Source organism: Methylocystis rosea (genome assembly GCF_003855495.1).
Classification (GTDB): Bacteria; Pseudomonadota; Alphaproteobacteria; order Rhizobiales; family Beijerinckiaceae; genus Methylocystis; species Methylocystis rosea_A.
In genome coordinates, this window is record NZ_CP034086.1 from 554,103 (window position 1) to 577,719 (window position 23,617).

Consider the following 23,617-nt stretch of genomic DNA (forward strand, 5'->3'; position numbering starts at 1 on the left):
GTTTCGAGCGACCCACAAAGCCCTCACCCTGAGGAGCGCCTGAAAGGCGCGTCTCGAAGGGTCGAGGGCTCCTCGCTGCGCCTTCTGGAGCATCCTTCGAGACGCCCGCTGCGCGGGCTCCTCAGGATGAGGCTCCTGGTCGTGATGGCCGCCTTTTCCGCCGCCTTGCCGCTCGCCGGCTGCATCCAGCCGCTTTATGCGCCGGCAGGATTTGGGCTCGACTCCGCGCCGCTCGCGGCCGAGCTGCATTCGATCGCGGTCGACGAAATTCCGCAGCGGCTCGGCCACTATGTCCGCAATGAGCTGATCTTCGGCCTGAACGGCACCGGCTCGCAGCCGCCGCCGCGCTACCGGCTGATGGTCGTGCTCCGCGAGCGCGTGCAGACGCCGATTCTCGACACTGTGACCGGCCGCGCCACATCGGCGACGGTGATCGTCGACGCCGAATATCGGCTCGTCACCATCCCTGATGAGGTGGAGGTCACGAAGGGCATCGCTTTCAACGTCGCGAGCTACGATCGTTTCTCGAACCGTTTCTCCAATGTGCGCGCCGCACGCGACGCAGAGATCCGTAACGCGCGGGTCATCGCCGATTCGATCCGCACCAGAATCGCCACCGTGCTCGCTACGCGCCTGTCGCCTGTCCCGGCTCCCGCCGTCGTTCGCTATTGACGGCGGAGGCGGACGATAGCGCCTCATGACGGCGGTCAAGAGTCGCGACGCCGAACGCTTCATCGCCGCGCCGCCCGAGGGCGTCTTTCTTTTCCTGGTCTTCGGCTCCGACGCGGGCATGGTGCGTGAGCGCGCGCTCGCGCTCGTCTCAAAACGCGTCGACGATCGCCGCGATCCCTTCCAATTCGTCGAGATGAGCGGCGATGGCGTCGCCTCCGACCCGCTTGCGCTGCTCGACGAGGCCAACACCACGCCGCTCTTTGGCGGACGGCGCGCCATCCTCGTCGAGACCGGCGCCAAATCCGTCATTCCGGCGCTGACCTCGCTTATCGGCGCCCCGCCCGCGCATTGCACGGTCGTGCTGACCGCTGGCGCGCTAAGGCGTGACGCGCCGCTACGCAAGCTGGTCGAGGGCGCCAAGCAGGGCGCGGCGATCGAGTGCCAGCCCGACGCGGAAGCGGATTTGCAGGCGCTGATCGATCGCAGCCTGCGCGACGCCGGCCTTGTCGTCAGTCCCGAGGCCCGCAGCCTGCTGCTCGGCGCGCTTGGAGAAGACCGGCTGATGAGTCGCGCCGAGCTTGAAAAGCTCGCGCTCTATATGCACGGCCGCGAGCATGTCGAAGCACAGGACGTTGAAGCGATCGTCGCGCATGCCTCGAACATCGCGTCGGATCGCATGGTGACGGCGGCTTTCGCGGGCGCCGCCGATATCGGCGCTGCCCTCGACGCCTATTTCGCGCAGGACGGCGACGCGCAGCAGCTTGTCATCGGGGCTCTGCGCTACGCCGTGGCGCTTCACCGCGCCCGTCTCGCCATGGAGCGCGAGGGCGGGCGACCTGACGCCGGCGTTTCGGCGCTGATGCGTGCGGGCTTTGGCTTCATGCACCGCGCGCTGATGGATGAACAGCTCAAGAGCTGGTCATCCGCGCGGCTTGGCGCGCTGATAGAGCCGCTGCGCGCCGCACAGATGCGGGCGCGCGCCAACGCCGGCGTGGCGCAGATGGAGGCCGAGCGCGCGCTGTGGAACGTCGCGCGCGCGGCGCGGCGATGAGCGGGCGGCGTCAGTCCCGATCCGGCGCGCCGAGAGGAAAATAAGCGCGATATGGTCTTGCTTCGTCGACGGCTCTCGCGAAGGAGGGACGCGCGAGCAGCCGCTGGCGATAGGCCTTTACATTGACCAGCGCGTTGTCGATGGGGTGCGCCCAGTCGGCGTAGAAAAGCGCCGGCGCCGCCGCGCAATCCGCGAGCGAGAAATCCTCTCCCGCCGCCCATTCCCGACCTTCCATCTTTTCGTTGAGCCAGCCGTATGCGGTGTCGAGCGACCGACGCGCGTCGGCGACTCCAAATGAATCGCGACTTTCTTCGGGCCGCAGACGATCCAACACGATCTTTTGCATCGGCGTCATGACGTAATTGTCGAAGAACCGATCCATGAAGCGGACCTCGACCGCATGCGCATCGCGCGGCACGAGCGCCGTCCGGCCCGGATAGTGGAGGTCGAGATATTCAACGATGACGCTGGCCTCCATGACGCTGCGATCATCATCGAGCAGAAGCGGAAAGCGCTTGATCGGCCAAAGGCCGATCCATTCGGCTTCCGCCTGCTTGTCCTCAAGCGACCGAAACTGAAAAGGCGTCTCGTTCTCGTAAAGCGCAATCAGCGCCTTTTGCGTATAGGACGAAAACGGATGCCCATAGAGCTTCGGCGTCATCACGCTTTCACATCGAGCAGAGGCTCGAAGCCGCCAAAGATCATCCGCTTGCCGTCGAAGGGCATATCGCCGAGCGCCTTCATGCGCGGATCCTCATACATTTTCTTGTGGCTCGCGTCGCGTATGTCCTTCGACGGCCAGACGATCCATGAGAAAACCACCTGCTCGCCGGATTGCGCTGCAACCGCGCGTTTGAAGTCGGTGAGCTTGCCGTCAGGCAAATCGTCGCCCCAGCATTCCATCAGTTCCAGCGCGCCGAATTCCTTGAAGATCGGCCAGGCGAGTGCGGCCATTTTCCTGTAGGCGTCCTTGTTTTCCGCCGGCACGGGAATCACGAAACCGTCGACATAGCTCATTGCGCCGCTCCTTCCTTCTGACAGGTCTTTTCTTGTTGGCATGCCTTCGATGCCGCCTCGGCGTCCATCCACATAATCTCCCAGATATGACCGTCGAGATCTTCGAAGCTGCGGCCATACATGAAGCCGAAATCCTGGGTCGGCGTAGGATCTGCCGCGCCGCCGGCGCGCGTCGCCTTTTCCACGACGGCGTCAACATCGGCGCGACTGTCGGCCGAAATACAGATCAGAACTTCTGCGCTCCTATGCGCATCGGCGATCTCTTTCGTCGTGAACTGACGGAATTTCTCATGGGTCAAAAGCATCGCGTGAATGGTGTCGGAGAAAACCAGGCAGGACCCGGTATGGTCGGAGAACTGCGGGTTCTTCCTGGCCCCGACCGCCTCGTAGAAAGCGGTCGCCCTGGGCAGATCGGCGACCGGAAGATTGATGAAAACAAGCTTGGACATGGACGCTCCTCAAACCGCACGTTGCCGAACCTACCGCACAAGTTATAAAATGCAACAATGAAGTTAGTAAAAATAACTAAAAAGACCCAGGATAAGAGTCGCCCTTCCACGCGCACCTATGATGACGCCTGCGGCGCCGCCCATGCGCTCGATCTTATTGGCGAACGCTGGGCGCTGCTGGTGATGCGCGAACTGATGTTCGGCCCGAAAAGATTCAGCGACCTGCGCGCCGATCTTCCCGGAATCAGCGCCAATGTGCTGACCCAGCGGCTGGAGCGGCTGGAGGACATCGGCGCGCTGAGCCGGCGCAAGCTGCCGCCCCCGGCGGCGAGCCATGTCTATGAATTGACGCCCTGGGGCTATGAGATCGAGCCGGTCTTGGGCGTCCTCGGCCGCTGGGCGGCGCGCTCGCCGCTGCACGACCCGACGCTGCCTTTGAGCGCGGCCTCGCTGATGCTGTCGTTCAAGACGATGTTCGACGCGAGCAGGGCGAAGGGACTGAACGTGCGCGTCGGGTTTCGCATCGGCGACGAGACGTTCCTGGTGCAGATCCATAGCGGCGCATGCGAGGCTGCGCGGCAAGCATTGGATGGAGCCGACGTCGTCTTCGCCGGGCCGGCGAGGGCGATCGCCGCGGTGGTCTATGGCGGCGCGCCGCTTCAGGCGCTTGAGGCTGAGAAGGCGCTTTGGGTCGAGGGCGACCGCGCGCTCGCCGAACGCTTCACCAAGCTCTTTCCGCTGCCGCAAAAAGCGTGAGGATCACGCCGCGCTGGCGAGGCTCTCGAAAAGCCCGCGGCCGTCGGTTCCGCCGACGAGCGCGTCGATGAGATTTTCAGGATGCGGCATCAGGCCGAGCACATTGCGCCTGTCCGAATAAATGCCGGCGATATCGTTGCGCGAGCCGTTGGGATTAGCCTCGCCGCCGACGTTGCCGGCGGAGTCGCAATAGCGGAAGGCGACGAGGCCTTCGCCCTCCAGACGCTCGATCGTCGCATCGTCGGCCTCGTAATTGCCCTCGCCATGCGCAATGCAGACTTCGATCGTCTGGCCCTTTGCGTATTGTCGCGTGAAGGCGGTGTCGTTGCGTTCGACCTTGAGATGCTGCATCCGACAGACGAAGCGCAAATTGGCGTTGCGCATCAGCACGCCCGGCAGAAGCCCGCTTTCGCAGAGAATCTGGAAGCCGTTGCAGACGCCCAGCACCAGTCCGCCGCGCGCGGCATGCGCGCGCACAGCGTCCATGATGGCGGCGCGGCCGGCGATCGCGCCGCAGCGCAGATAATCGCCGTAGGAAAAGCCTCCGGGCAATACGACAAGGTCCGTCCCGGCGGGGAGCTCGTGGTCGGCGTGCCACAGCATCGACGGCGAACGCCCCGTCGCCTGTGTCAGCGCGCGGGCCATGTCGCCTTCGCGATTGGAGCCGGGGAAAACGACGACAGCGGCTTTCATCACAGATCGATCTGATAGTTTTCGATCACGGTATTGGCGAGCAGCTTCTCGCAGGCCGCCTGCAACTGCGCCTTGGCGGCGCTGGCATCGGCGCCCGCGAGCTCCACGTCGAACACCTTGCCTTGCCGCACGCTTGCGACGCCTTCGACGCCAAGCGATTTCAGCGCGCCTTCGATCGCCTTGCCTTGCGGATCGAGGACGCCGGATTTGAGGGTGACGACGACGCGGGCTTTCATGCGCTGTTCCAAGTTCAGAAGATGGCGGAACGGTTACTGGCTCGACGCGCGAAGCGCAAGCCGGCGCTAGAGCAGACCCGTGCCGCGATAGATCTCGCGCAAGTCCATGCACGCGCCGATGACGGGCAGGTCGAGCACGCTCTCCGCCGTCTCGAAACGGCGCTCGGCGAAGTCGTTGGCGCGATCGAAGGACACGACTTCAACCGCGTCCTGCGCGATGACCACATACTGTCTGAGCGACGGCAGCGTCGCATAGGCTTTCCGTTTCCAGCGCAGATCCTTGTTCGCTGTGGATGGAGAAAGAACCTCAAACGCGATGATCATATCGTCGCATTCGACGCCAGTGAACGTCGCGGGTCGAATCAGAACGTCAGGAACTGGCACGCTGATGTCGGAAATGCGGACGCCCAGCCCCGGCAGCACCTCCCAAGGAGCGCTGGTCTCGCGCGCCAGCGCATCTAGCAGTACCGTGAGATTGCGAATGATCGTCTGATGCAGACGGCTGGCCGTGGCGTTCAAGACCGGCTCCCCTTCGATCAGCTCCCATTTTTCGTCGTCGGGACGCGTCGCGGTGAACGCGAAGAATTCCTCCGCGCGCATCGGACCTGAATCGAGATGAGGAACGCCCATGGCGGCCCTTCGGGATTGCCTACTGCACGAGCTTCGGCGCGCCGGTGCGGATCGTCTCGTTTTCTTGCATGATGCCGAGACGGCGCGCGACTTCGGTATAAGCCTCGACCAGCCCGCCCAAGTCGCGGCGAAAGCGATCCTTGTCGAGTTTGTCGTTCGACTTGATGTCCCACAGCCGGCAGCTGTCGGGCGAAATCTCGTCGGCGACGACGATTCGCATCATGTCGCCTTCCCAGAGCCGACCGCATTCCATCTTGAAGTCGACGAGGCGGATGCCGACGCCGAGGAAGAGCCCGGAGAGAAAATCGTTGACGCGGATGGCGAGCGCCATGACGTCGTCGATCTCCTGGGGAGTCGCCCAGCCGAAGGCGGTGATATGCTCCTCGGACACCATCGGGTCGTCGAGCGCGTCGTTCTTATAGTAGAATTCGATGATCGAGCGGGGCAGCTGCGTGCCCTCTTCCATCCCGAGGCGCTTGGCGAGCGAACCGGCAGCGACATTGCGCACGACGACCTCGAGCGGAATGATTTCCACCTCGCGGATGAGCTGCTCGCGCATGTTCAGCCGGCGGATGAAGTGGGTCGGCACGCCGATGCTGTTCAAATGCTGGAAGATATACTCGGAGATCCGGTTGTTGAGCACGCCCTTCCCGTCGATCACCTCGTGTTTCTTCGCGTTGAAGGCCGTGGCGTCGTCCTTGAAGTGCTGAATCAAAGTGCCGGGCTCCGGGCCCTCATAGAGGACCTTGGCCTTGCCCTCGTAGATGCGGCGTCGGCGGTTCATTGGGATCAACCGGGGCTTGAGGAAGTCCATATGGCGGGTCGTCGCTCCTCCGAAGTGTGAACGCATGCCGGCTTCTGGGCGGCTCTGAGGGAGCGGCGGCGGGCGTGCGCCCTGCCGCGAGCACCGGCGGTCCTAGCGTCTTTGGCGGCCAGTGACAAGCCGACACCACACTCTATCGCAAAGGGAAAGACGATACAATGAAACTGAGAGGGCGGCGGCCCAGCGGCGCCGTCGCCGTGTTGGTTCCTCTCGCTCGCGCCGGCGCCCGTAATTTGAGCATCTGGTCGACGATTTTCCGCCGCGCCAGTTCGCCCCTGCGACGCTCATGGCGCAAACGGACGTGGCCTTGGCGTTTTCGCTACTTCCAGCCGGCCTTCTTCTCGCAGTCCTGCTGGGCCTCAGGATTGGCCTTTTCCCATTGGGTGACGGACCGGGTTTCGTTATCGTCCATCTTCTCGTTCATGCATATGCAATAGGCGCGGATAATGTCGGGCTTCCCGCCTTCCTCGCCTTTGTTATCGCTGATGCACTGATTGATCCATTTGAGGTCGTCGCTCGTCATTTTCTGGGCGAAGGCCGGGCTCGTAAGCGCCAAGGCGGACAAAATAACGCATGCAAATTTCTTCATGAAGCGCCCCCGTTTCGTCCGATCGCCGGACGGAAAACATTACGCCTCGACAAATAGCCGCACCGGCGCGCTTATTGCAATTCGGCGCGGCGCGCGGCTCTGTTCGCCCTCGCACCGTGGCGGGCAGGGTAGGGGGCGGTTTCGTCGCGGCCAGGATCACGCTTTCCGGCATTGGCTTTGCGCGCAAATACGCATATATCGAGCCCACGCCGATGCGGCGCATGATCGCCGAGTCCTGATTTAAGAACAACCCGGCCGAGGATGGACATGAGCACGTTCGACCAGCGCGAAGATTCCTTCGAAAAACGCTTTGTCCATGAAGAGGAGCTGCAGTTTCGCGCCGAAGCGCGCCGCAACAAGCTGCTTGGCCTCTGGGCGGCCGAAAAGCTCGGCAAGACGGGCGCCGAGGCGCAGGCCTACGCGGACGCCTTGGTCGCAGCGGAAGTGACCGCCGACGCCGATGAGCGGGTCGTGGCCTTGGTCAAGAAGGATTTTGAAGCGGCGGGCGTGAACCAGTCCGAGCATCAAATCCGCCGCACCATGGACGAGATGCTGACCAAGGCGAAAGCCGAGATCAAGTCGGGCCAATAGCCGGCCTTTATTCATTTTCTCGGGCGATAGTCGCTTATGCGCGATTCGTCCTTAAGAGCGCCCCGACAGAAGCCGCTTCCCGACGCCTCCTATTTTCAGGCGGCGCCGACGATCGCCGAGGAAGCGGCGCTATGGCTGCGCTATCTTGCCGGCGAGCGGCGCGCCTCCCGGCACACAGTTGAGGCCTATGGCCGGGACCTCGCCACGTTCTTGGGCTTTCTGGCGCAACATACCGGAGAGCGGCCTGACGCGGCCGCGCTTAAGTCTCTCCAACCCGCCGATCTGCGCGCCTTCATGGCCAAGCGTCGCCGCGATGGCTTGGAAAGCCGTTCGCTGCTGCGGGCGCTCGCCGCGGTGCGCAATTTTCTGCGCTCCATCGAGAAGAAGGGCCTCGCCCGCACGGACGTCTTTGGCGCCGTGCGTCCGCCCAAGCGCCCGCACAGCCTACCCAAGGCGCTTACCGTGACCGACGCCCGCGACGTCGTGGACCCCGAACAAAGAGCCGGCGAGGCGCGAGAGCCCTGGGTGATCGCTCGCGACGCCGCCGTGCTGGCGCTGCTCTATGGCGCCGGCCTGCGAATTTCCGAGGCGCTGTCGATCGGGAGCGACGCGGCGCCGGTTGGCGCCGCCGATCGGGTCACGATCCTGGGGAAGGGCGGCAAGAGCCGGACCGTGCCGGTCATCGCGCCGGTGCGCTCGGCGATCGAGGCCTATCTCGCGCTCTGTCCCTATGATCTTGCCGGCGGGCCGCTGTTTGTGGGCGCGCGAGGCGGGCCGCTCTCGCCGCGCATCATCCAGCTCGCCGTCCAGCGCCTGCGCGGGGCGCTCGGCCTGCCAGAGAGCGCGACGCCGCATGCGCTGCGTCATTCCTTTGCCACGCATCTTCTGGGTCGCGGCGGCGATCTGCGCACGATCCAGGAATTGCTCGGCCACGCCTCGCTCTCGACGACGCAGATCTATACCGCCGTCGATAAGACGCGGCTGCTCGATGCTTATCGCTCGGCGCATCCGCGCGCGAAGTGAGGAATCCTAAAGATATTGGTGAGCAGCAAACCCACCCTCCCCTTGAGGGGGAGGGTCGCATGGCAAAGCCATGCGGGGTGGGGTGGTTTTGCGAGAGACAGCAGATGGTCGAGCGGAGGGCCTCAACGACAAAGACTGGGGACGTCGCCTCACCCCACCCCGGCGCTTCACGCCGACCCTCCCCCTCAAGGGGAGGGTGGCACGGTCGACGCCGCTCAATTTTGTGCAGCGTGCGCAACTCTCACTCCACTGGCTCCACCGCGCTGATCTCGATTCCAAAGCCCGAGAGCCCGACGAAAGCGCGGGGCTTAGAGGACGAGGAGCGCAGCCGGATCGACGAGACGCCGAGGTCCTTCAGGATCTGCGCGCCGAGGCCGACGTCGAGCCACTGCCGCTTGCGCGTCTCTTCGGCATTCTCCTCCTGGCCCCGTCCGACGATATTCGCCGGCACACCCGCCGCGCCGTCGCGCAGATAGACGAGCACGCCGCGCCCTTCGCGCGCAAAGCGATGCAGCGTCTTCTTGATCGTGTCGGCGCCACCGAACACATCCGCGAGAATATCGGCGCGATGCAGTCGCGTCGGCACGTCGCGTCCGTCGCCGATCGCGCCCAGCACGAAGGCGAAGTGCTGCACGCTGTCGAAAGGCGTCACATAGGCGTGGCCGATCATTTCCCCGGCCTCTGTCTGGACGGAAAACGTCGCGACGCGTTCGACGAGCTTTTCGCGCGCCTGCCGAAAGGCGATAAGATCGGAAACCGACACGAGTTTGAGATTATGCGCGCGCGCGAATTCCTCGATCTGGCGTCCGGTCATCACCGTGCCGTCGTCATTGGCGAGCTCGCAGATGACGCCGACCGGCGGCAGGCCGGCGAGCTTGCACAGATCGACGGCGGCTTCCGTATGTCCGGAGCGCATCAGCACCCCGCCGTCCTTGGCGATCAGCGGGAAGACATGGCCGGGCCGCACGAAGTCGCTCGCGCCCATATTGCCGTTGGCGAGCGCGCGCACCGTATTGCAGCGCTGCTCGGCGGAAATGCCGGTGGTGAGCCCGTGGCGCGCATCGACGGTAATGGTGAAGGCCGTGGCGAGCGGCGCGTCGTTTTCCGCGACCATGGGCGCAAGATGCAGACGGCGCGCCTCCTCGAGCGTGAGCGGCGCGCAGACGATGCCGCTCGTATGGCGGATAATGAAGGCCATTTTCTCGGGCGTGCAGAGCGACGCGGCGACGACGAGGTCGCCTTCGTTCTCGCGATCGTCGTCATCGGTGACGACGACGATTTCGCCTCGGGCTACGGCCTCGACGGCTTCAGTGATGGAATGGGACAATGAGATCTCCGGAACCCGCCGCTTGCGGCGCCTGCGTCGCATATCTAGCCTTGCCGCAGCGACGTTTCAAACGGGCGGCTGCGCAGCTTTCGCAATTGTCATTCCCGACGCGCGGCGTGCGATCGGAATAAAGACCAGCGTTCCTGACGGCGCGCTCGAGTTTCGATCAGGCCGTCGTCTGCCGGGAATGACATGGCCCAGGGCCAGGAAGAAAGGAGACTCGGTTGCTCGACGCGAAATTGAAGACGCGCGTGAACTCAAGTTTCTTGGGGATGTCGGCTGTCGCGGCCGCGCTGGCGTTCTTATCGCCGCCAGCGCGCGCGGGCGCAAGCCCTTGCGCCGATATCGAGGAGGGCGGCGCCGCCTACACAGTTTGCGACTTCGATGCGCGCAAGCGCGACATTCGGCTCTTTCTGCGCGACGAGAAAGGCGAAATCTATGGCTCTTTCGCACGGCTGGCGGACGGATTGGCGAATAAGGGCGAAACGCTCGTTTTCGCGATGAACGCCGGCATGTATGCGGAGGACCGCACGCCGGTCGGCCTCTATGTCGAAAACGGCCGCACGCTCAACGGCGCCAATACGCGCCCGGGCGCCGGCAACTTCCATCTGAAGCCCAATGGCGTGTTCTGGGTCAATGATGGGCGCGCCGGCGTCACCGAGACCGCGCGCTTCTTAAAAAGCCCGCAGCGGGCGCAATTCGCCTCGCAATCGGGACCGATGCTCGTCATCGGCGGGCGCATTCATCCGCGCATTCATGGGAACGGCATGTCGCAGAAATTTCGCAACGGCGTCTGCGTCGAGGACGGCCATATCGCGCGCTTCGCGATCTCCAACCAGCCCGTGACGTTTCATCAATTCGCGCTGCTTTTTCGCGATCGCCTGCATTGCCCCGACGCGCTCTTTCTCGATGGCGGCTCGGCGTCGGCGCTCTATGCGCCGTCGCTCTCGCGTCACGACCGTTTCGCGCCGACCATGGGGCCGATCCTTGGGGTGGTCGAGAAGGCGAACCGCTAGCTCAGTCGCGTAAGCGCCGCATTAAGTTTTTCGACGCGCGCCGCCGTCTCTTCGCGCCGATCGCGGTGCTCGTCGATCACCTCTTCTTCGGCCTTGGCGAGGAAGCCCTCATTGGCGAGTTTGGCGTCGAGCTTCTTCACCTCCCCTTCGAGCTTGCCGATCTCTTTCGCCAGCCGCGCGCGTTCGGCGCCAAGGTCGATCACGCCTTCGAGCGGCATGGCGGCGACGCCGCCGCGCACGATGATCTGGGCGCTGCTCTTTGGCGCCGCCTCGGCGAAGCCGATGTGCGAGAGGCGCGCGAGCTTGCGGATCGTCTCATCCCAGCGCGTCGCGCGCGCTTTCAGCGCGTCGTCTGCGCCGATCAGCAGCAGCTCCGTCTCGCTGGTCAAATTCATTTCCGCACGCAGCGAGCGCACCTCGGAGATGAGGTCGACGACCCAGCCGATCTCGCTTTCGGCTTCCGCATCTTCGAGTCCTTCGAGCGACGGCCAACTGGCGAGCGCCAGCATCGTCTCGCGCTTGGGACCCTCCGCGCCCTTGATCGCCCAAAGCTCCTCGGTGAGGAAGGGCATGAAGGGATGCAGCAGCGCATAAATCTGGTCGAGAACGAAGGCGGTCGTCGCGCGCGTCTCGTCCTTTTCCGCGCCATCGGCGCCTTGCAGCAGCGGCTTGGCGAGTTCGACATACCAGTCGCAGAAGACGCTCCAGACGAAGCGATAGACGGCGTTCGCCGCGTCATTGAAGCGATAGGCTTCGATCGCCGCGCTAACGTCCGCGACCGTGCGCGCCGCTTCGCCGATAATCCAGCGGTTGAGCGTAATCTGATTGGCGCGCGGATCGTAGTTGGACACGCGCGCGCAGCCGTTGATTTCGGCGAAGCGCGAGGCGTTCCACAGCTTCGTCGCGAAATTGCGATAGCCTTCGACGCGCTGCGTCGAGAGCTTGATGTCGCGTCCCTGCGCCGCCATCGCCGCGAGCGTGAAGCGCAGCGCGTCGGCCCCATATTCGTCGATGAGGCGCAGCGGATCGATGACATTGCCCTTCGACTTACTCATCTTCGCGCCCTTCTCGTCGCGAACGAGCGCATGGATATAGACGTCGCGGAAGGGGACCTCGTCCATGAAATAGAGGCCCATCATCATCATGCGGGCGACCCAGAAGAAGATGATGTCGAAGCCGGTGACGAGGGCGCTCGTCGGATAATAGCGCGCGAGCTCCGGCGTCTTCTCCGGCCAGCCGAGAGTCGAGAAGGGCCAGAGCGCGGACGAAAACCAGGTGTCGAGCACGTCTTCGTCGCGCGTGAGCGTCACGCCATCGCCGCGTTTGGCGCGCGCCGCCGCAAGCGCCGCGTCTTCCGTCTCTTCGACATAGGCGTTGCCGTCCTCGTCATACCAGGCGGGGATGCGATGACCCCACCAGAGCTGACGCGACACGCACCAGGGCTGGATATTCTCCAGCCACTCGAAATAGGTTTTTTCCCAATTCTTCGGCACGAAAGCCGTGCGGCCTTCGCGCACGGCTTTGAGCGCCGGCTGCGCCAGAGTCTTGGCGTCGACATACCACTGGTCGGTGAGGCGCGGCTCGAGCACCGCGCCCGAGCGGTCGCCGTGCGGGACCATGTGCTTATGGTCGTCGACGCCCTCGAGCAGCTCGCGCGCCTCCATCATTTCGACGACGCGCTTGCGCGCCGCGAAACGGTCGAGCCCGTCGAGCGCGGAGACCGTCGCCGCAAGTTCGGGAGAAGGGTCGACGCCTTCGTGAAACTCGGCGCTGGCCGCAAGCATCATCTGCGCCTGCGGGTCGAGCACATTGACGAGCCGCAGGCCATGCCGCTTGCCGACTTCGAAATCGTTGAAGTCGTGCGCCGGGGTGATTTTCACCGCGCCGGTGCCCTTCTCGGGATCGGAATATTCGTCGGCGACGATCGGGATCAGCCTGCCGACCAATGGCAGACGCACCCGCTTGCCGACGAGCGCCGTATAGCGCTCGTCTTCCGGATGCACGGCGACCGCCGTGTCGCCAAGCATCGTCTCGGGGCGCGTCGTGGCGACGACGATATATTCGCCGGTCTCGTTCCCAGCGTCGTCGACGATCGGATATTTGAAGCGCCAGAGGTGGCCCTTCACTTCGACCTGCTGGACTTCGAGATCGGAGATCGCAGTGTGCAACGCCGGGTCCCAATTGACGAGACGCTTATCCTTGTAGAGCAGGCCGTCGCGATAGAGCTGCACGAAGACCTTGACGACGGCGCGCGAGAGTCCTTCATCGAGCGTGAAGCGTTCGCGCGACCAGTCGCAGCTGGCGCCGAGCCGCTTCAGCTGCTCGACGATCTTGCCGCCGGACTCCGCCTTCCATTCCCACACGCGCTCGACGAATTTCTCGCGTCCGAGTTCGCGGCGATGTTCCTGGCGCTCCATGAGCTGGCGCTCGACGACCATTTGCGTCGCGATGCCGGCGTGGTCGGTGCCCGGCTGCCAGAGCACGTCGTCGCCCTTCATCCGGCGATAGCGCACGAGAATGTCCTGCAGCGTATTGTTGAGCGCATGGCCCATGTGCAGGCTGCCGGTGACGTTCGGCGGCGGAATGACGATGGAATAGGGCGCCGCCTGCGCGCGTTCGGGCCGTCCGGCGCGAAAGGCTTGCGCCTCTTCCCACGCGTCGCGGATGCGCGATTCAATCGAGGCGGGAGCGAAGGTTTTTTCCATGGTCATCGGGCGAGCGGAGCCAGAAAGGGCGCTGATCCCTCCCCTTTTACGGGGAGGGTGGACCGGCGAAGCCGGGCCGGGTGGGGTTCTATAAGCAAAGAAAGCTTGTTCGTCGAAGTCGGCGGGATTTGCGGGTTTTCCCCCACCCGGCGAGCTACGCTCGCCACCCTCCCCGCAAGGGGGAGGGATTCGAACGTCCTGACTCGATATAAGTATGCCGAAGCGGCTGAACTCACTCGGCGTTACGCCAGCGCCTTGAGCGCGCCTTTGCCGGCGTAGATCGCCGCGTCGCCCAGCTCCTCCTCGATGCGGATGAGCTGGTTGTATTTGGCGGTGCGGTCGGAGCGGGCGAGCGAGCCGGTCTTGATCTGGCCGCTGTTCGTCGCGACGACGAGATCGGCGATGGTCGAATCCTCGGTCTCGCCGGAGCGATGCGAGAAGACGGTGGTGTAGCCGGCGCGATGCGCGGTCTCGACCGAAGCGAGAGTCTCGGTCAGCGTGCCGATCTGATTGACCTTGACGAGCAGCGAATTTGCGACGCCCTTCTTGATGCCCTCATTGAGGCGCACGACATTGGTGACGAACAGATCGTCGCCGACGAGCTGAACTTTGTCGCCGATCGCATCGGTGAGCTTCTTCCAGCCCTCCCAATCGTCTTCGGCCATGCCATCCTCGATCGACACGATCGGATAGGCGCTGGCGAGCTTGGCGAGATAGGCGACCTGCTCGTCGATCGAGCGCGTCACGCCCTCGCCTTCATAGACATATTTGCCGTCCTTGAAGAATTCCGTCGCGGCGCAGTCTGACGCCAGATGCACGTCGACGCCGGGCTTGAAGCCCGCTGTCTCGATCGCTTTCATGATGAAGTCGAGCGCCGCTTCGGCGGAGGGAAGGTTGGGCGCGAAGCCGCCTTCATCGCCGACCGAGGTGCTGAGGCCGGCTTTCTTGAGCGCCGCCTTGAGCGTGTGGAAAATCTCCGCGCCCCAGCGGATGGCGTCGCGCACATTCGGCGCGCCGGTCGGCATGATCATGAATTCCTGGAAATCGATCGGATTGTCGGCATGCACGCCGCCATTGACGATGTTCATCATCGGAGTCGGCAGAACCCGCGCCTGCACGCCGCCGACGTAGCGATAGAGCGGCAGCGCTGAGGCCTCGGCCGCCGCCTTGGCGACCGCGAGCGAGACGCCGAGAATGGCGTTGGCGCCGAGCCGCGACTTGTTCGGCGTCCCGTCGAGCTTGATCATCGCCTCGTCGAGGGCGACCTGATCCTCAGCTTCGAAGCCGAGCAGCGCGCCGGCGATTTCGTCGTTGACGTTGTCAACCGCCGTGAGCACGCCCTTGCCGAGATAGCGAGACTTGTCGCCATCGCGCTTTTCCGCTGCTTCATGCGCGCCGGTCGAGGCGCCGGACGGCACCGCCGCGCGTCCAGATGATCCATCCTCCAGGGTGACGTCGACCTCGACGGTCGGGTTGCCGCGAGAATCCAGAATTTCGCGGGCGTGGATGTCGACGATCTCGGTCATGGATGCCTCTTCATGATGCGGCGCGGAGCGGCGCGACTTCTTAGACCTATTGCGCCGTCCGGAAAAGCCTCAGCCGTAAAAAGGTTCTGCGTCCGCTGCGGGCTTTTGCGGGATCTGTGCTGCGCCGCGGCGAGACGCGCCGGTGAAATCCGTTGACTGGGGAGGGGACCTCCCTATCCTTGAGCTTGATTAATGAGCGGACGTTCGCCGCCAAGCGCGACGGTCGGCGGGAGGTTCGGATGGCTCTAAGCACAACGCGATTCGCGCGTGGCGTCGTGTTCACCCTTTGCTTTGGGCTTTGCAGTCCGGCCAGCGCTTGGGCTCAATCGCCGGAGCACGTCGCCGCCGCCAAGGCGACTTTGGAGAAATCTCCCGTCCGAGGCAATTGCGCGCCGGCGCAGGAAGATTTTCTGGGCTGGCCGGCGAGCCTCGTGCAGCGGTGCGAATATCAGCATGAGGACATGCCTGGCCTTGCCTATGTGCTCGACGTCAAGCCGGAAACTCTCGCGCGCTGGGTCGAAACCGGATGCAGCGCGCTGATGGTCGGCGCCGGCCATTGTTTCGACCGTACGTTGAAATGCGCGCTCGACAGCACACGCGCCAGCTTTGTCATCGGCGGCAATCTGATCGCGGCGCGCAGCGGCGTGAAGCAGAATCGCTTTTATCGCAACGGCGTCGCGATCGTAGCGCCCAGAAGCGGGATGTCGGGCGCCGTGCCGATCCAAGAACAGGAGCAGATCGCGCATATCCCCGAAAAAGACGTTTCGGCGATGCTCGACCGTGGCGGCGTCGCCTTTTGGAACACCTTGCCCTATCAATTCGCGGTGAAGGCCCTCGAAATCGCCGTGCCCGCGGAGATGAACACGCCGGACAGGCGCGAGAAATGGCTCGAAATGGTGCGCGTCGAAATGCTGAAGGCGCTGGAGAGCCCCGAGAATCGCCTTCTCTCCGGCTGGATGTCGGCGCATCCGATCACTTTGCGCGCGGGCGAATGTCCCGACTCGCGCGACCCGTGAGCCGTTTGGCGCTTGACGCGGCGGCGATCGCGCCTTTGTTACGCGCATGACCAAGTTACGCCATGACCAAGACGCATAAGGGCGCCGCGCTGCTCGGCCGCATGGCCGCGCTGCCGGCTTCGCCGGACGAGGCCGAACTCGATCTCGTTCCCAATCCGCATAAGGACGCGACCTATCTCGTGCGCTTCACCGCGCCGGAGTTCACCTCACTTTGCCCGGTGACGGGACAGCCTGATTTCGCGCATATCGTTATCGACTATGTCCCGGCCGAATGGCTGGTCGAGTCAAAGGCGCTGAAGCTTTACCTTGGAAGTTTCCGAAACCACGGCGCCTTTCACGAAGACTGCACGCTGCGGATCGCGCGCGATCTCGTTGCGGCGATGACGCCGAAATGGCTGCGCATCGGCGGCTATTGGTATCCGCGCGGCGGCATGCCGATCGACGTCTTCTGGCAGACCGGCGCGCCGCCGGAGGGGCTATGGCTTCCGGACCAGGGCGTGCCGCCCTACCGGGGGCGAGGCTAGACGTTGGGTCCCCCCAAGGTCGAACCTTGTGCCTCAACCAGTAAATCACCTATGGGTCACAGCGGTCTCCTGACAAAGAGACCGTCCGATCGCGGGACCCAGAGAACATGAAGCTTCGGACGTTTTTCTCGATCTTCTTCCTGTTGCTCGTCGCTCTCGCGGGCGGCAATTTGGCGCTGGGCGTTTTTCTGGAAAAAGCTCAGAAGGATCTGGAGACATCGCACCGCGAATTGCAATCCTTGACCACGCTTGCCGAGGATTTGGTTTTTTCCTCGCAGTGGCAGACTCGCTTTGCGCGAGGCTACATCTCCAGCAACGATTCGAGACGCGTTGAGTGGTACAACATTATCGGGGCTATTCTCAACGGCGAAACCGCTCGGCCGAAGGACTATAACTTTGGCTATTGGGATCTCGTGAATGGCGGAATCATTCCGCCGCCCGAGAAGAAAAGCGAGGGCGCAGTTTCCATCGAAGAGCGCTTCCTAAGCCAAAATGTCACCGCGCATGAATTGAACAAGCTGAAGGAAGCACGAAGCTTCCTGGAAAAAGTCGTCGCGATCGAACGCGCCGCAATGCATGCGGTGGATGGCGAATTCGATGATGGCGCTGGAACCTATTCCCGCAAGGGCAAGCCCGATCGCGCTTTAGCGACAAAGCTGCTGTTTAGCGATGAATATCGCAAGCTCAATGGAGATCTGACTCTGAGAATTGCGCAGATGCAGAACTTGATTCGGCAGAGATATGCGGGACGAATTTCGCTGGAAGAGGCGTTCGCCAGCCAATTGTTTGAAGCCAACTCTTACTTGAATATCGGATTGTTTGGCGTGGTTGTTCTGTCCCTGATTTTTTTGCGCAACCGCTTCGCGGTTCGAGCGTCGCATCTCATGTCGGTCGTTCGCGAGATTGGCTCGGGAAATCTGGCGGCTCAAGCATCGGTCTTCGGAAGCGACGAGATCAGCGAACTCGCCACCACCGTCAACACGATGGCTGCAAATCTGAACGTCGCGTTCGACAAGCTCGAAGACAAGATAAAGCTTTCGGGCAAAGCCTTGTCGGACCTCGAGATCGAACGCTCCCGTTCGGAAAAGCTGCTCCACAACATTCTTCCTGCCGCGATCGCCGAAAGACTGCGTGGCGGAGAGGAGACAATCGCGGAAGTTTTCCCTGAAGTTACGGTATTTTTCTCCGACATTGTCGGTTTCACCGAACTTTCGGCAAAGCTTGGTCCGCATGCCACCGTCAACATGCTCAACGTCCTCTTCGAGAAATTCGACGAACTGGTCGAAAAGCACGGCGTCGAAAAAATCAAGACGATTGGCGACAGCTACATGGTAGTCGGCGGAGTTCCGAACCGGGACCCGTTGCACTGTCAGCATATCGCGGACTTCGCTTTGGACGCGCAAAGTTTCATCATGAATTTCGCGGAAGGGCTCTCTTACCCGCTCAAAATGCGCATGGGCGTGCACACCGGCACGGTGGCGGCCGGCGTCGTCGGAAAAAAACGATTTTCCTACGATCTATGGGGCGATGTCGTGAATGTCGCCAGCCGATTCGAATCGACTTCCAAGCCCGACAAGATTCACGTTTCCGAAGCGGTGAAGGTGCGTCTCAGCGACGATTACGTATTCCTGGACGGCGGGACCGTCGAATTAAAGGGCAAAGAGGCGACGCGCTCGTTCTTCCTGATCGGCAAAAAGACGCAGATGCCGGGAATTCTGGAGTTCACGACTCCTAGCGGCGCGCCGGATAGTCCATCCCGACTGCGCCGCGATACGCCTTCATTTGTCCCTGGCTTCGATAGAAGAGCATAGAGACGAGCCAGCTCGCGATCAGGATCGCGGCGATCGCAAAGCCGAAATTGGCGAGACTGTCGTTAAGCCCTTGAATGAGGCGCCAAAGGCCGCCTTCGAAGCCGAGCTTATCGCCGATCAAGCCGAGCGCTTCGACGCCGCCGATGAAAATGGCGACGATCACCGACATCGCGGTCATCACCAGATTGTACCAAAGTTTCCTCAGCGAATCGTCGAACGCCCAGCCGTAGGCTCCGGTCATCACGAGGCTATCCGTGGTGTCCATCAAGGTCATGCCGGCGGTGAACAGGGCCGGAAACACCAGAATCGTCGAAAATGACATGCCTTGCGCGGCCTGCGCCGCCGAAATCCCGAGCAGGCCGATCTCGGTCGCCGTGTCGAAGCCCAATCCGAACAGAAATCCAACGACATACATGTGCCATGACCGCGACACGAAGCGGAACAGCGGGCGGAAAACCCGGGTGAACAAGCCTCGACCGTTGAGCAGACGGTCGAGGTCCGCTTCGAGCACCGGTTCGCCCAGTCGGGCGCGGTTGTAGGCCGACCAGATGCCCCTGAGCAGGAGCAGGTTTGCAAGGCCGATGACAATGAGGAACGAAGCAGACGCCATCGTGCCGATGGCGCCGCCAAGGGCCTGAAAGTCACGCGCCTGGCCCTGCATGGCCACGGCCGCCGCCGCCATCATGACCGAAGCGAGGGTGACGAAGGTGGAGTGGCCGAGCGAGAAGAAAAATCCGACCGAATAGGGCGTCTTGCCGTCCTGCATCAATTTGCGAACGACATTGTCGATGGCGGCGATGTGATCGGCGTCGAAGGCGTGGCGAAGTCCGAACATAAAGGCCAGAACGGCCGCTCCCATCAGGCCCGGCCGATCGGAGAAGGCCGTCCACGCCCAAGTCCAGGCGAAGACATTCGCCGCGATAATCACGCCATAGGTCGCCACAGCCTTGGCTTTGAAATTTTCGCCTTGGTCGTCGAAAGGATTGAGCGCCATGACCCCCGCCTGAGCAATGCGCCATTCTAGCGTAATCGCTTAATTATGAAAGTTCATACAGTGGTCAGCGGGAGGAGGGACGAACGCTTGACTGAGTGGCTACGAGTAGCCACTATCGGACCTATGACGACTGTTTCGATCAAAGACGCGAAAAATCGCCTGACCGAACTTGCTCGACAGGTCGAGAAGGGCGAAACGATCGTCGTGACGCGGAATGGGAAACCGGTGTTCGATCTGGTTCCTCATCAACCTAAACGCGGATTGCGGCTCGACGCCGTCGACGAATTCAAGAAGCGACACGACCTCCAGTCCATCGTCACTTTCATCGCTGAGGATTTTGACGCGCCCTTGCCGGAAGATTTCCTGCTGCGCCCGCTGCCGGATGATGCATGAGGCTGCTGCTCGACACGCATATTCTGCTGGCGCTGATCGAAAACCGTGTCGCCGACTTCGGATCGCACGTGCAGTTGTTGCTGAAGAATGAAGATGCGGAATTTGTCGTCAGCGTCGCGAGTCTTTGGGAGATCGCCATCAAGTGGCGACTGGGCAAACTCGAACTCGCGATAAATCTTGAGATGCTTCCCGAACTGCTGGAAGCGATGGGGATCGAGGTCATCTCAATCAACGCGCGGCATGCGCTCGTCGCGGTCGAACCTGAGCCGCACACGCGCGACCCGTTCGATCGCCTGTTGCTGGCGCAATGCAAAATCGAGGCGTTGCGTCTCGTGACGATTGATCGCGCGCTTCTCGACCATCCGTTGGCTGCGCGCAAGGCTTAGCGGATCGCCTTCGCCAGCCGGTCTCTTGAGCAAGATGGTTTGCGCAGCTTCGATTTTGATAGGATGCGCGGTCAGGCGGAAGCGCCGGGGAACGACATGCTGTCGGAAGAGAATATCGCCGAGTGGCGGCTCTGCGCGCCTTCGCTGCGGGAAGCGGAGCTCTCCGACGGCGAAACGCTGTATCGGCAAGGCGAGGAGCCGGGCTTTCTCTATTGTTTGATGCGGGGCGTCGTCAGGCTTTCGCATGTCGCGGAAAGCGGCGCGCAGATCACGCTCGCCATCGCGGGCGCCGGCGAACTCTTCGGGCGCGTTTCGCCAGGGCGAGCCTCTGCGCATGCCGCAAGCGCCATCGGCGAAACGTGCGTCCTGATGTTCGACCCTTCGGACGTGGCCCGTCTCCTCGCGAAAAGCCCATCGTTCTCGAGCTTCCTGAGCGCTGGACTGGAGGCGTCGCGGGAACGCGCCGAGCGCCGGCTGATCGACCGCCAGACCAAGTCAGTCGCTGCGCGGCTGACCGAGACGCTGGGGGAGCTTGCGCTCACCTTTGGCGCGCCTTGCCCGCATGGCTATTCGCTCGAGATCAGGCTCACCCAGCAGGACATCGCCGATCTCGTCCATGCGAGCCGCCCAGTCGTGACGCGGATCATGAACGATTTGCGGCGCCGGGGGGCGCTCGACTATCGGCGCGACCTCATCTGCGTCAATCACCTCGCGCTGCGATCCCTCGCGAAGGAAAATGGCCGCGATCTGTAATCAAGATGACAGACGGCCTCTGCGCCGCGCCCTAACGAGAGGAGAAGGCGGCCGATCCGCGCCGCTAATGCGGAGAAACCACAATGAAACCACTGACGGCGCGGCTGCATGGCTATCTCGACTATCTGACGGTTTTGATTTTCCTGGCCGCGCCAGCCGTGCTTGGCTTCGGCGGCCTGCCGGCGAAGCTCGCCTGGCTGCTTGCGGGCGTGCACTTGGCGATGACGCTCGTGACGAAATTTCCGCTCGGCGTCTTTCGGCGATTGGCCTTTGCGCTTCATGGCTGGGTCGAGAGGATCGTCGGCCCGGCGCTCATCGCCGTCGCTTTTCTTCCTGATATTTTCAGCGTCAAGCCGGCCTTCGCCTTTTTCGCCGGCATGGGCCTTGTCATCATCGCTGTCGGCTGGCTGACGGATTACGCGGAGGCGGGTTAGGCAGCGAATGGATCGGCCCAATTCGTATCAGCGACGCGCCTTCGCCAGACGGTCGAACGCCATCAATTCCTCGACCATTGCCTCCAGCGCCCCAAGCGGGATTTGCGTCGCGCCGTCCGAGATCGCTGCGTCGGGATCGGGATGAGTTTCGATGAAAAGCGCCGCGACCCCAACCGCCACCGCGGCGCGGGCGAGCGCTGAAACGAAACGCCGCTCGCCGCCCGACGACGTCCCCTGTCCGCCCGGCTGCTGCACGGCATGCGTCGCGTCGAAGACGACAGGCGCGCCGGTCTCCTTTAGAATCGGCAGCGCGCGCATGTCGGCGATGAGCGCATTATAGCCGAAGCTCGTTCCCCGCTCGGTGACGAGGACGCCGGCGGCGCCGGCCTCACGCGCTTTCTCGACGGCGTGGACCATGTCCCACGGCGCGAGAAACTGCCCCTTCTTGATATTGACGGGGCGTCCGGTTTTCGCCGCGGCGACGATGAGGTCGGTCTGCCGGCAGAGGAAGGCGGGAATCTGCAAGAGGTCGACGACCTCGGCGACGCGCGCGCATTGCCCAGCTTCATGCACGTCGGTCGTCACCGGCAAGCCGGTCTTCTCTCTGATTTCAGTAAAGATCGGCAGCGCGGCGTCGAGGCCGACGCCCCGCGACGCGCCTCCGCTGGTGCGGTTCGCCTTGTCGTAGGACGCCTTGAAGACGACGCCGATCTTCAGTCGCTCGCCGAGCCGGGCAAGCTCTTCAGCGACCTTGAGCGCCAGATCGCGGCTCTCCAGCGCGCAGGGGCCGGCGATCAGCGTCAAAGGCAGGTCGTCGCCGATGGCAACGCGGCGCGCGCCATCTCCAATGAGAACTCTCGTCACGCGCGCCTTGTCTCACGTTTTGATCAGCCGCGCGACTTCTCGGCGCAGCGCCGGCAAGACCTCGGCTTCGAACCATGGATTGCGTTTCAGCCAGCCGATATTGCGCCAGGATGGATGGGGGAGGGGAAAGATCAGAGGTTTCGCGTTCTGAAACTCGCGCCAGCGCGCGACGATCTCTGCGACGCTCGCGCCCCTCGGCAGCGCATGGCCGAGACGCGCGAAATGATAGTCCTGCGCATATCTGCCAATCGCGACGATCGTCTCGATCCGCGGCAGCGCTGCGAATAGCCCGTCGTGCCAGCGCGGGCGACACTCGGGGCGCGGCGGCAGGTCGCCGCCGGCGGCGTCGTAACCCGGAAAGCAAAAGCCCATGGGCACGATGGCGATACTTGAGACGTCATAGAAGGTCTCGCGATCGACGCCCATCCAGTCGCGCAGCCGATCGCCGGAAGGATCGTTGAAGGGAATTCCCGTCTGATTGACGAGATTACCAGGCGCCTGGCTTCCCAGGAGAAGCCGGGCGGTGGGCGAGACGCGCAACACCGGGCGCGGCTCATGCGGCAGCTTTACGCCCTCGGGCGTTTCGGCGCAGACGCGGCAGGCGCGGATGCGCGCCGTGATCTCATCGAGTTTCCTGCCCGACACGCGCCGCATCAGGGAACGACGCTCGGACGCGCCGAGACGTCCGCGCGCCAGCGCGAAAGATGCGGCAGGTCTTTGGGAATCTCGACCCGCGCGAGCTTCGTCAGATCCATGGCCACAATCGCGGTGATGTCGGCGATGGTGAAGTCGTCCGAGGCGATGAAGCGCCGCGCGGCGAGTTCGCCATCGAGAAAGCGCATCATCTGTTGCGCGCGCGGCCGCTGATGCTCGGCCAATTGCGGGAGCTGCGGGGACTCGAGTTTCGCGAGCGCCGGATGGCTATGACGAAACGCGAGTCCGACTGGCGTGAACAGGCGGAATTCCACCCGGCGCTGCCACATCTCGACAAAGGCCTGATCGCGCGCGTTCCGCCCGAAGAGCGGCGGCTCCGGATATAGCGACTCGATGTAGCGGCAGATGGCCACCGACTCTGTGAGCGTCGCGCCATCGTCGAGAACGAGCGCCGGAACCTCCGCCAGCGCATTGACCGCCGCATAGGACTCCTGCTTGTGCTCATGCGTCATGAGGTTGACGTCGCGAATGGGAATCGTGACGTTTTTCTCAGCCAGAAAAATGCGGACGCGTCTGGGATTGGGCGCCAGCGGCGTATTGTAAAGCAGCATGTCGGTCTCGGTTCGGGTTTCGATATGGGGGGCTTTGCTGCGATTGGTGAGGGCGGCTCTGAAAACTTTCCAT

General features: G+C 63.1%; 28 protein-coding genes. 13 read left to right on the forward strand and 15 right to left on the reverse strand.

Going from position 1 to position 23,617, the window contains the following annotated elements:
* Positions 1-126 precede the first annotated feature (126 nt).
* Together EHO51_RS02545 and holA are read left to right on the forward strand one after the other, a co-directional pair.
* Entirely contained in the window at positions 127-672 is a 546-nt protein-coding gene (locus tag EHO51_RS02545) for an LPS assembly lipoprotein LptE (RefSeq protein WP_124737571.1), read from the forward strand.
* Between the two features lie 25 nt (positions 673-697).
* Entirely contained in the window at positions 698-1,723 is a 1,026-nt protein-coding gene (gene holA, locus EHO51_RS02550; RefSeq protein ID WP_124737572.1) for a DNA polymerase III subunit delta, read from the forward strand.
* A 10-nt stretch (positions 1,724-1,733) separates the two neighbouring features.
* Here holA and EHO51_RS02555 read toward each other — a convergent pair whose 3' ends face one another.
* The 3 genes from EHO51_RS02555 to EHO51_RS02565 are packed head-to-tail and all read right to left on the reverse strand — an operon-like array spanning position 1,734 to position 3,189.
* Positions 1,734-2,384, reverse strand: a complete 651-nt coding sequence (locus EHO51_RS02555; RefSeq protein ID WP_124737573.1) for a glutathione S-transferase family protein — start codon at positions 2,382-2,384, stop codon at positions 1,734-1,736.
* Complete coding sequence (locus EHO51_RS02560) at positions 2,384-2,740, reverse strand: DUF1428 domain-containing protein (protein ID WP_124737574.1); 357 nt, start codon at positions 2,738-2,740, stop codon at positions 2,384-2,386. The genes EHO51_RS02555 and EHO51_RS02560 overlap by 1 nt, the downstream gene beginning before the upstream one ends.
* Positions 2,737-3,189 (reverse strand): VOC family protein, encoded by a 453-nt coding sequence (locus tag EHO51_RS02565; RefSeq protein WP_124737575.1) that lies wholly within the window; start codon positions 3,187-3,189, stop codon positions 2,737-2,739. The genes EHO51_RS02560 and EHO51_RS02565 overlap by 4 nt, the downstream gene beginning before the upstream one ends.
* A 57-nt stretch (positions 3,190-3,246) precedes the next feature.
* Between EHO51_RS02565 and EHO51_RS02570 the strand changes: the two genes are divergently transcribed.
* Positions 3,247-3,945: a winged helix-turn-helix transcriptional regulator gene (locus EHO51_RS02570; RefSeq protein ID WP_124737576.1), complete on the forward strand. Its 699-nt coding sequence runs from the start codon at positions 3,247-3,249 to the stop codon at positions 3,943-3,945.
* Positions 3,946-3,948: 3 nt separating this feature from the next.
* On the opposite strand, the gene purQ is transcribed toward EHO51_RS02570, so the two are convergent.
* The 5 genes from purQ to EHO51_RS02595 all read right to left on the reverse strand — a co-directional run bounded on the left by purQ (position 3,949) and on the right by EHO51_RS02595 (position 6,916).
* On the reverse strand, positions 3,949-4,638 hold the full coding sequence (purQ, locus tag EHO51_RS02575) for a phosphoribosylformylglycinamidine synthase subunit PurQ (RefSeq protein ID WP_124737577.1): 690 nt from the start codon (positions 4,636-4,638) through the stop codon (positions 3,949-3,951).
* Complete coding sequence (purS, locus tag EHO51_RS02580) at positions 4,638-4,874, reverse strand: phosphoribosylformylglycinamidine synthase subunit PurS (protein ID WP_018407422.1); 237 nt, start codon at positions 4,872-4,874, stop codon at positions 4,638-4,640. The genes purQ and purS overlap by 1 nt, the downstream gene beginning before the upstream one ends.
* Positions 4,875-4,940: 66 nt before the next feature.
* Positions 4,941-5,504 (reverse strand): Uma2 family endonuclease, encoded by a 564-nt coding sequence (locus EHO51_RS02585; RefSeq protein WP_124737578.1) that lies wholly within the window; start codon positions 5,502-5,504, stop codon positions 4,941-4,943.
* A gap of 19 nt (positions 5,505-5,523) precedes the next feature.
* Positions 5,524-6,318, reverse strand: a complete 795-nt coding sequence (gene purC / locus EHO51_RS02590; protein ID WP_014892432.1) for a phosphoribosylaminoimidazolesuccinocarboxamide synthase — start codon at positions 6,316-6,318, stop codon at positions 5,524-5,526.
* Between the two features lie 328 nt (positions 6,319-6,646).
* Positions 6,647-6,916: a hypothetical protein gene (locus tag EHO51_RS02595; RefSeq protein ID WP_164479332.1), complete on the reverse strand. Its 270-nt coding sequence runs from the start codon at positions 6,914-6,916 to the stop codon at positions 6,647-6,649.
* 267 nt (positions 6,917-7,183) lie between these two features.
* On the opposite strand from EHO51_RS02595, the gene EHO51_RS02600 reads away from it, so the two are divergent.
* Both EHO51_RS02600 and EHO51_RS02605 read left to right on the forward strand, forming a co-directional pair.
* Positions 7,184-7,507: a DUF1476 domain-containing protein gene (locus tag EHO51_RS02600; RefSeq protein WP_026222812.1), complete on the forward strand. Its 324-nt coding sequence runs from the start codon at positions 7,184-7,186 to the stop codon at positions 7,505-7,507.
* 36 nt (positions 7,508-7,543) lie between these two features.
* The gene (locus EHO51_RS02605; protein WP_124737579.1) at positions 7,544-8,530 is read left to right on the forward strand and encodes a tyrosine recombinase XerC; all 987 of its coding nucleotides are present in this window, start codon (positions 7,544-7,546) and stop codon (positions 8,528-8,530) included.
* Between the two features lie 241 nt (positions 8,531-8,771).
* Here the strand turns inward: EHO51_RS02605 and ribB are convergent, their stop codons facing one another.
* On the reverse strand, positions 8,772-9,899 hold the full coding sequence (gene ribB, locus EHO51_RS02610) for a 3,4-dihydroxy-2-butanone-4-phosphate synthase (protein ID WP_432431919.1): 1,128 nt from the start codon (positions 9,897-9,899) through the stop codon (positions 8,772-8,774).
* A 230-nt stretch (positions 9,900-10,129) separates the two neighbouring features.
* Between ribB and EHO51_RS02615 the strand changes: the two genes are divergently transcribed.
* Positions 10,130-10,873, forward strand: coding sequence for a phosphodiester glycosidase family protein (locus EHO51_RS02615; RefSeq protein WP_124740011.1), 744 nt, complete (start codon positions 10,130-10,132; stop codon positions 10,871-10,873).
* Here the strand turns inward: EHO51_RS02615 and EHO51_RS02620 are convergent.
* Complete coding sequence (locus EHO51_RS02620) at positions 10,870-13,578, reverse strand: valine--tRNA ligase (protein ID WP_124740012.1); 2,709 nt, start codon at positions 13,576-13,578, stop codon at positions 10,870-10,872. The two genes, EHO51_RS02615 and EHO51_RS02620, sit on opposite strands and share 4 nt — an antisense overlap.
* A gap of 242 nt (positions 13,579-13,820) precedes the next feature.
* The gene (eno, locus tag EHO51_RS02625; RefSeq protein WP_124737581.1) at positions 13,821-15,104 is read right to left on the reverse strand and encodes a phosphopyruvate hydratase; all 1,284 of its coding nucleotides are present in this window, start codon (positions 15,102-15,104) and stop codon (positions 13,821-13,823) included.
* A gap of 239 nt (positions 15,105-15,343) precedes the next feature.
* Between eno and EHO51_RS02630 the strand changes: the two genes are divergently transcribed.
* The 3 genes from EHO51_RS02630 (at position 15,344) to EHO51_RS02640 (ending at position 18,455) form a co-directional block, all read left to right on the forward strand.
* Complete coding sequence (locus EHO51_RS02630; RefSeq protein ID WP_124737582.1) at positions 15,344-16,120, forward strand: hypothetical protein; 777 nt, start codon at positions 15,344-15,346, stop codon at positions 16,118-16,120.
* Between the two features lie 62 nt (positions 16,121-16,182).
* Positions 16,183-16,644 (forward strand): preQ(1) synthase, encoded by a 462-nt coding sequence (gene queF / locus EHO51_RS02635; RefSeq protein ID WP_109027341.1) that lies wholly within the window; start codon positions 16,183-16,185, stop codon positions 16,642-16,644.
* A gap of 107 nt (positions 16,645-16,751) precedes the next feature.
* A complete protein-coding gene (locus EHO51_RS02640; RefSeq protein WP_124737583.1) occupies positions 16,752-18,455 on the forward strand; it encodes an adenylate/guanylate cyclase domain-containing protein in 1,704 nt (567 codons plus the stop codon).
* Here the strand turns inward: EHO51_RS02640 and EHO51_RS02645 are convergent.
* Positions 18,376-19,449 carry a HoxN/HupN/NixA family nickel/cobalt transporter gene (locus tag EHO51_RS02645; RefSeq protein ID WP_124737584.1) on the reverse strand — a complete coding sequence of 358 codons (1,074 nt, stop codon included), beginning with the start codon at positions 19,447-19,449 and terminating at the stop codon, positions 18,376-18,378. The two genes, EHO51_RS02640 and EHO51_RS02645, sit on opposite strands and share 80 nt — an antisense overlap.
* Before the next feature lie 123 nt (positions 19,450-19,572).
* Here EHO51_RS02645 and EHO51_RS02650 point away from each other — a divergent pair, with 123 nt between their 5' ends.
* From EHO51_RS02650 to EHO51_RS02665, 4 genes are all read left to right on the forward strand, one after another.
* Positions 19,573-19,842, forward strand: coding sequence for a type II toxin-antitoxin system Phd/YefM family antitoxin (locus EHO51_RS02650; RefSeq protein ID WP_124740013.1), 270 nt, complete (start codon positions 19,573-19,575; stop codon positions 19,840-19,842).
* Positions 19,839-20,228 carry a type II toxin-antitoxin system VapC family toxin gene (locus EHO51_RS02655; protein ID WP_124737585.1) on the forward strand — a complete coding sequence of 130 codons (390 nt, stop codon included), beginning with the start codon at positions 19,839-19,841 and terminating at the stop codon, positions 20,226-20,228. Before EHO51_RS02650 ends, EHO51_RS02655 begins: the two co-directional genes overlap by 4 nt.
* Positions 20,229-20,291: 63 nt before the next feature.
* Positions 20,292-20,981 carry a Crp/Fnr family transcriptional regulator gene (locus EHO51_RS02660; RefSeq protein ID WP_245434715.1) on the forward strand — a complete coding sequence of 230 codons (690 nt, stop codon included), beginning with the start codon at positions 20,292-20,294 and terminating at the stop codon, positions 20,979-20,981.
* An 83-nt stretch (positions 20,982-21,064) separates the two neighbouring features.
* Complete coding sequence (locus tag EHO51_RS02665; RefSeq protein ID WP_124737586.1) at positions 21,065-21,415, forward strand: hypothetical protein; 351 nt, start codon at positions 21,065-21,067, stop codon at positions 21,413-21,415.
* A gap of 27 nt (positions 21,416-21,442) precedes the next feature.
* Here the strand turns inward: EHO51_RS02665 and kdsA are convergent, their stop codons facing one another.
* From kdsA to EHO51_RS02680, 3 genes are read right to left on the reverse strand one after another with little or no spacing between them, the layout of a single operon-like run.
* Positions 21,443-22,279: a 3-deoxy-8-phosphooctulonate synthase gene (gene kdsA / locus EHO51_RS02670; RefSeq protein ID WP_124737587.1), complete on the reverse strand. Its 837-nt coding sequence runs from the start codon at positions 22,277-22,279 to the stop codon at positions 21,443-21,445.
* 12 nt (positions 22,280-22,291) lie between these two features.
* Positions 22,292-22,933 (reverse strand): uracil-DNA glycosylase family protein, encoded by a 642-nt coding sequence (locus tag EHO51_RS02675; protein WP_124737588.1) that lies wholly within the window; start codon positions 22,931-22,933, stop codon positions 22,292-22,294.
* The gene (locus EHO51_RS02680) at positions 22,933-23,544 is read right to left on the reverse strand and encodes a glutathione S-transferase family protein (RefSeq protein ID WP_124737589.1); all 612 of its coding nucleotides are present in this window, start codon (positions 23,542-23,544) and stop codon (positions 22,933-22,935) included. The genes EHO51_RS02675 and EHO51_RS02680 overlap by 1 nt, the downstream gene beginning before the upstream one ends.
* Positions 23,545-23,617: the final 73 nt, after the last annotated feature.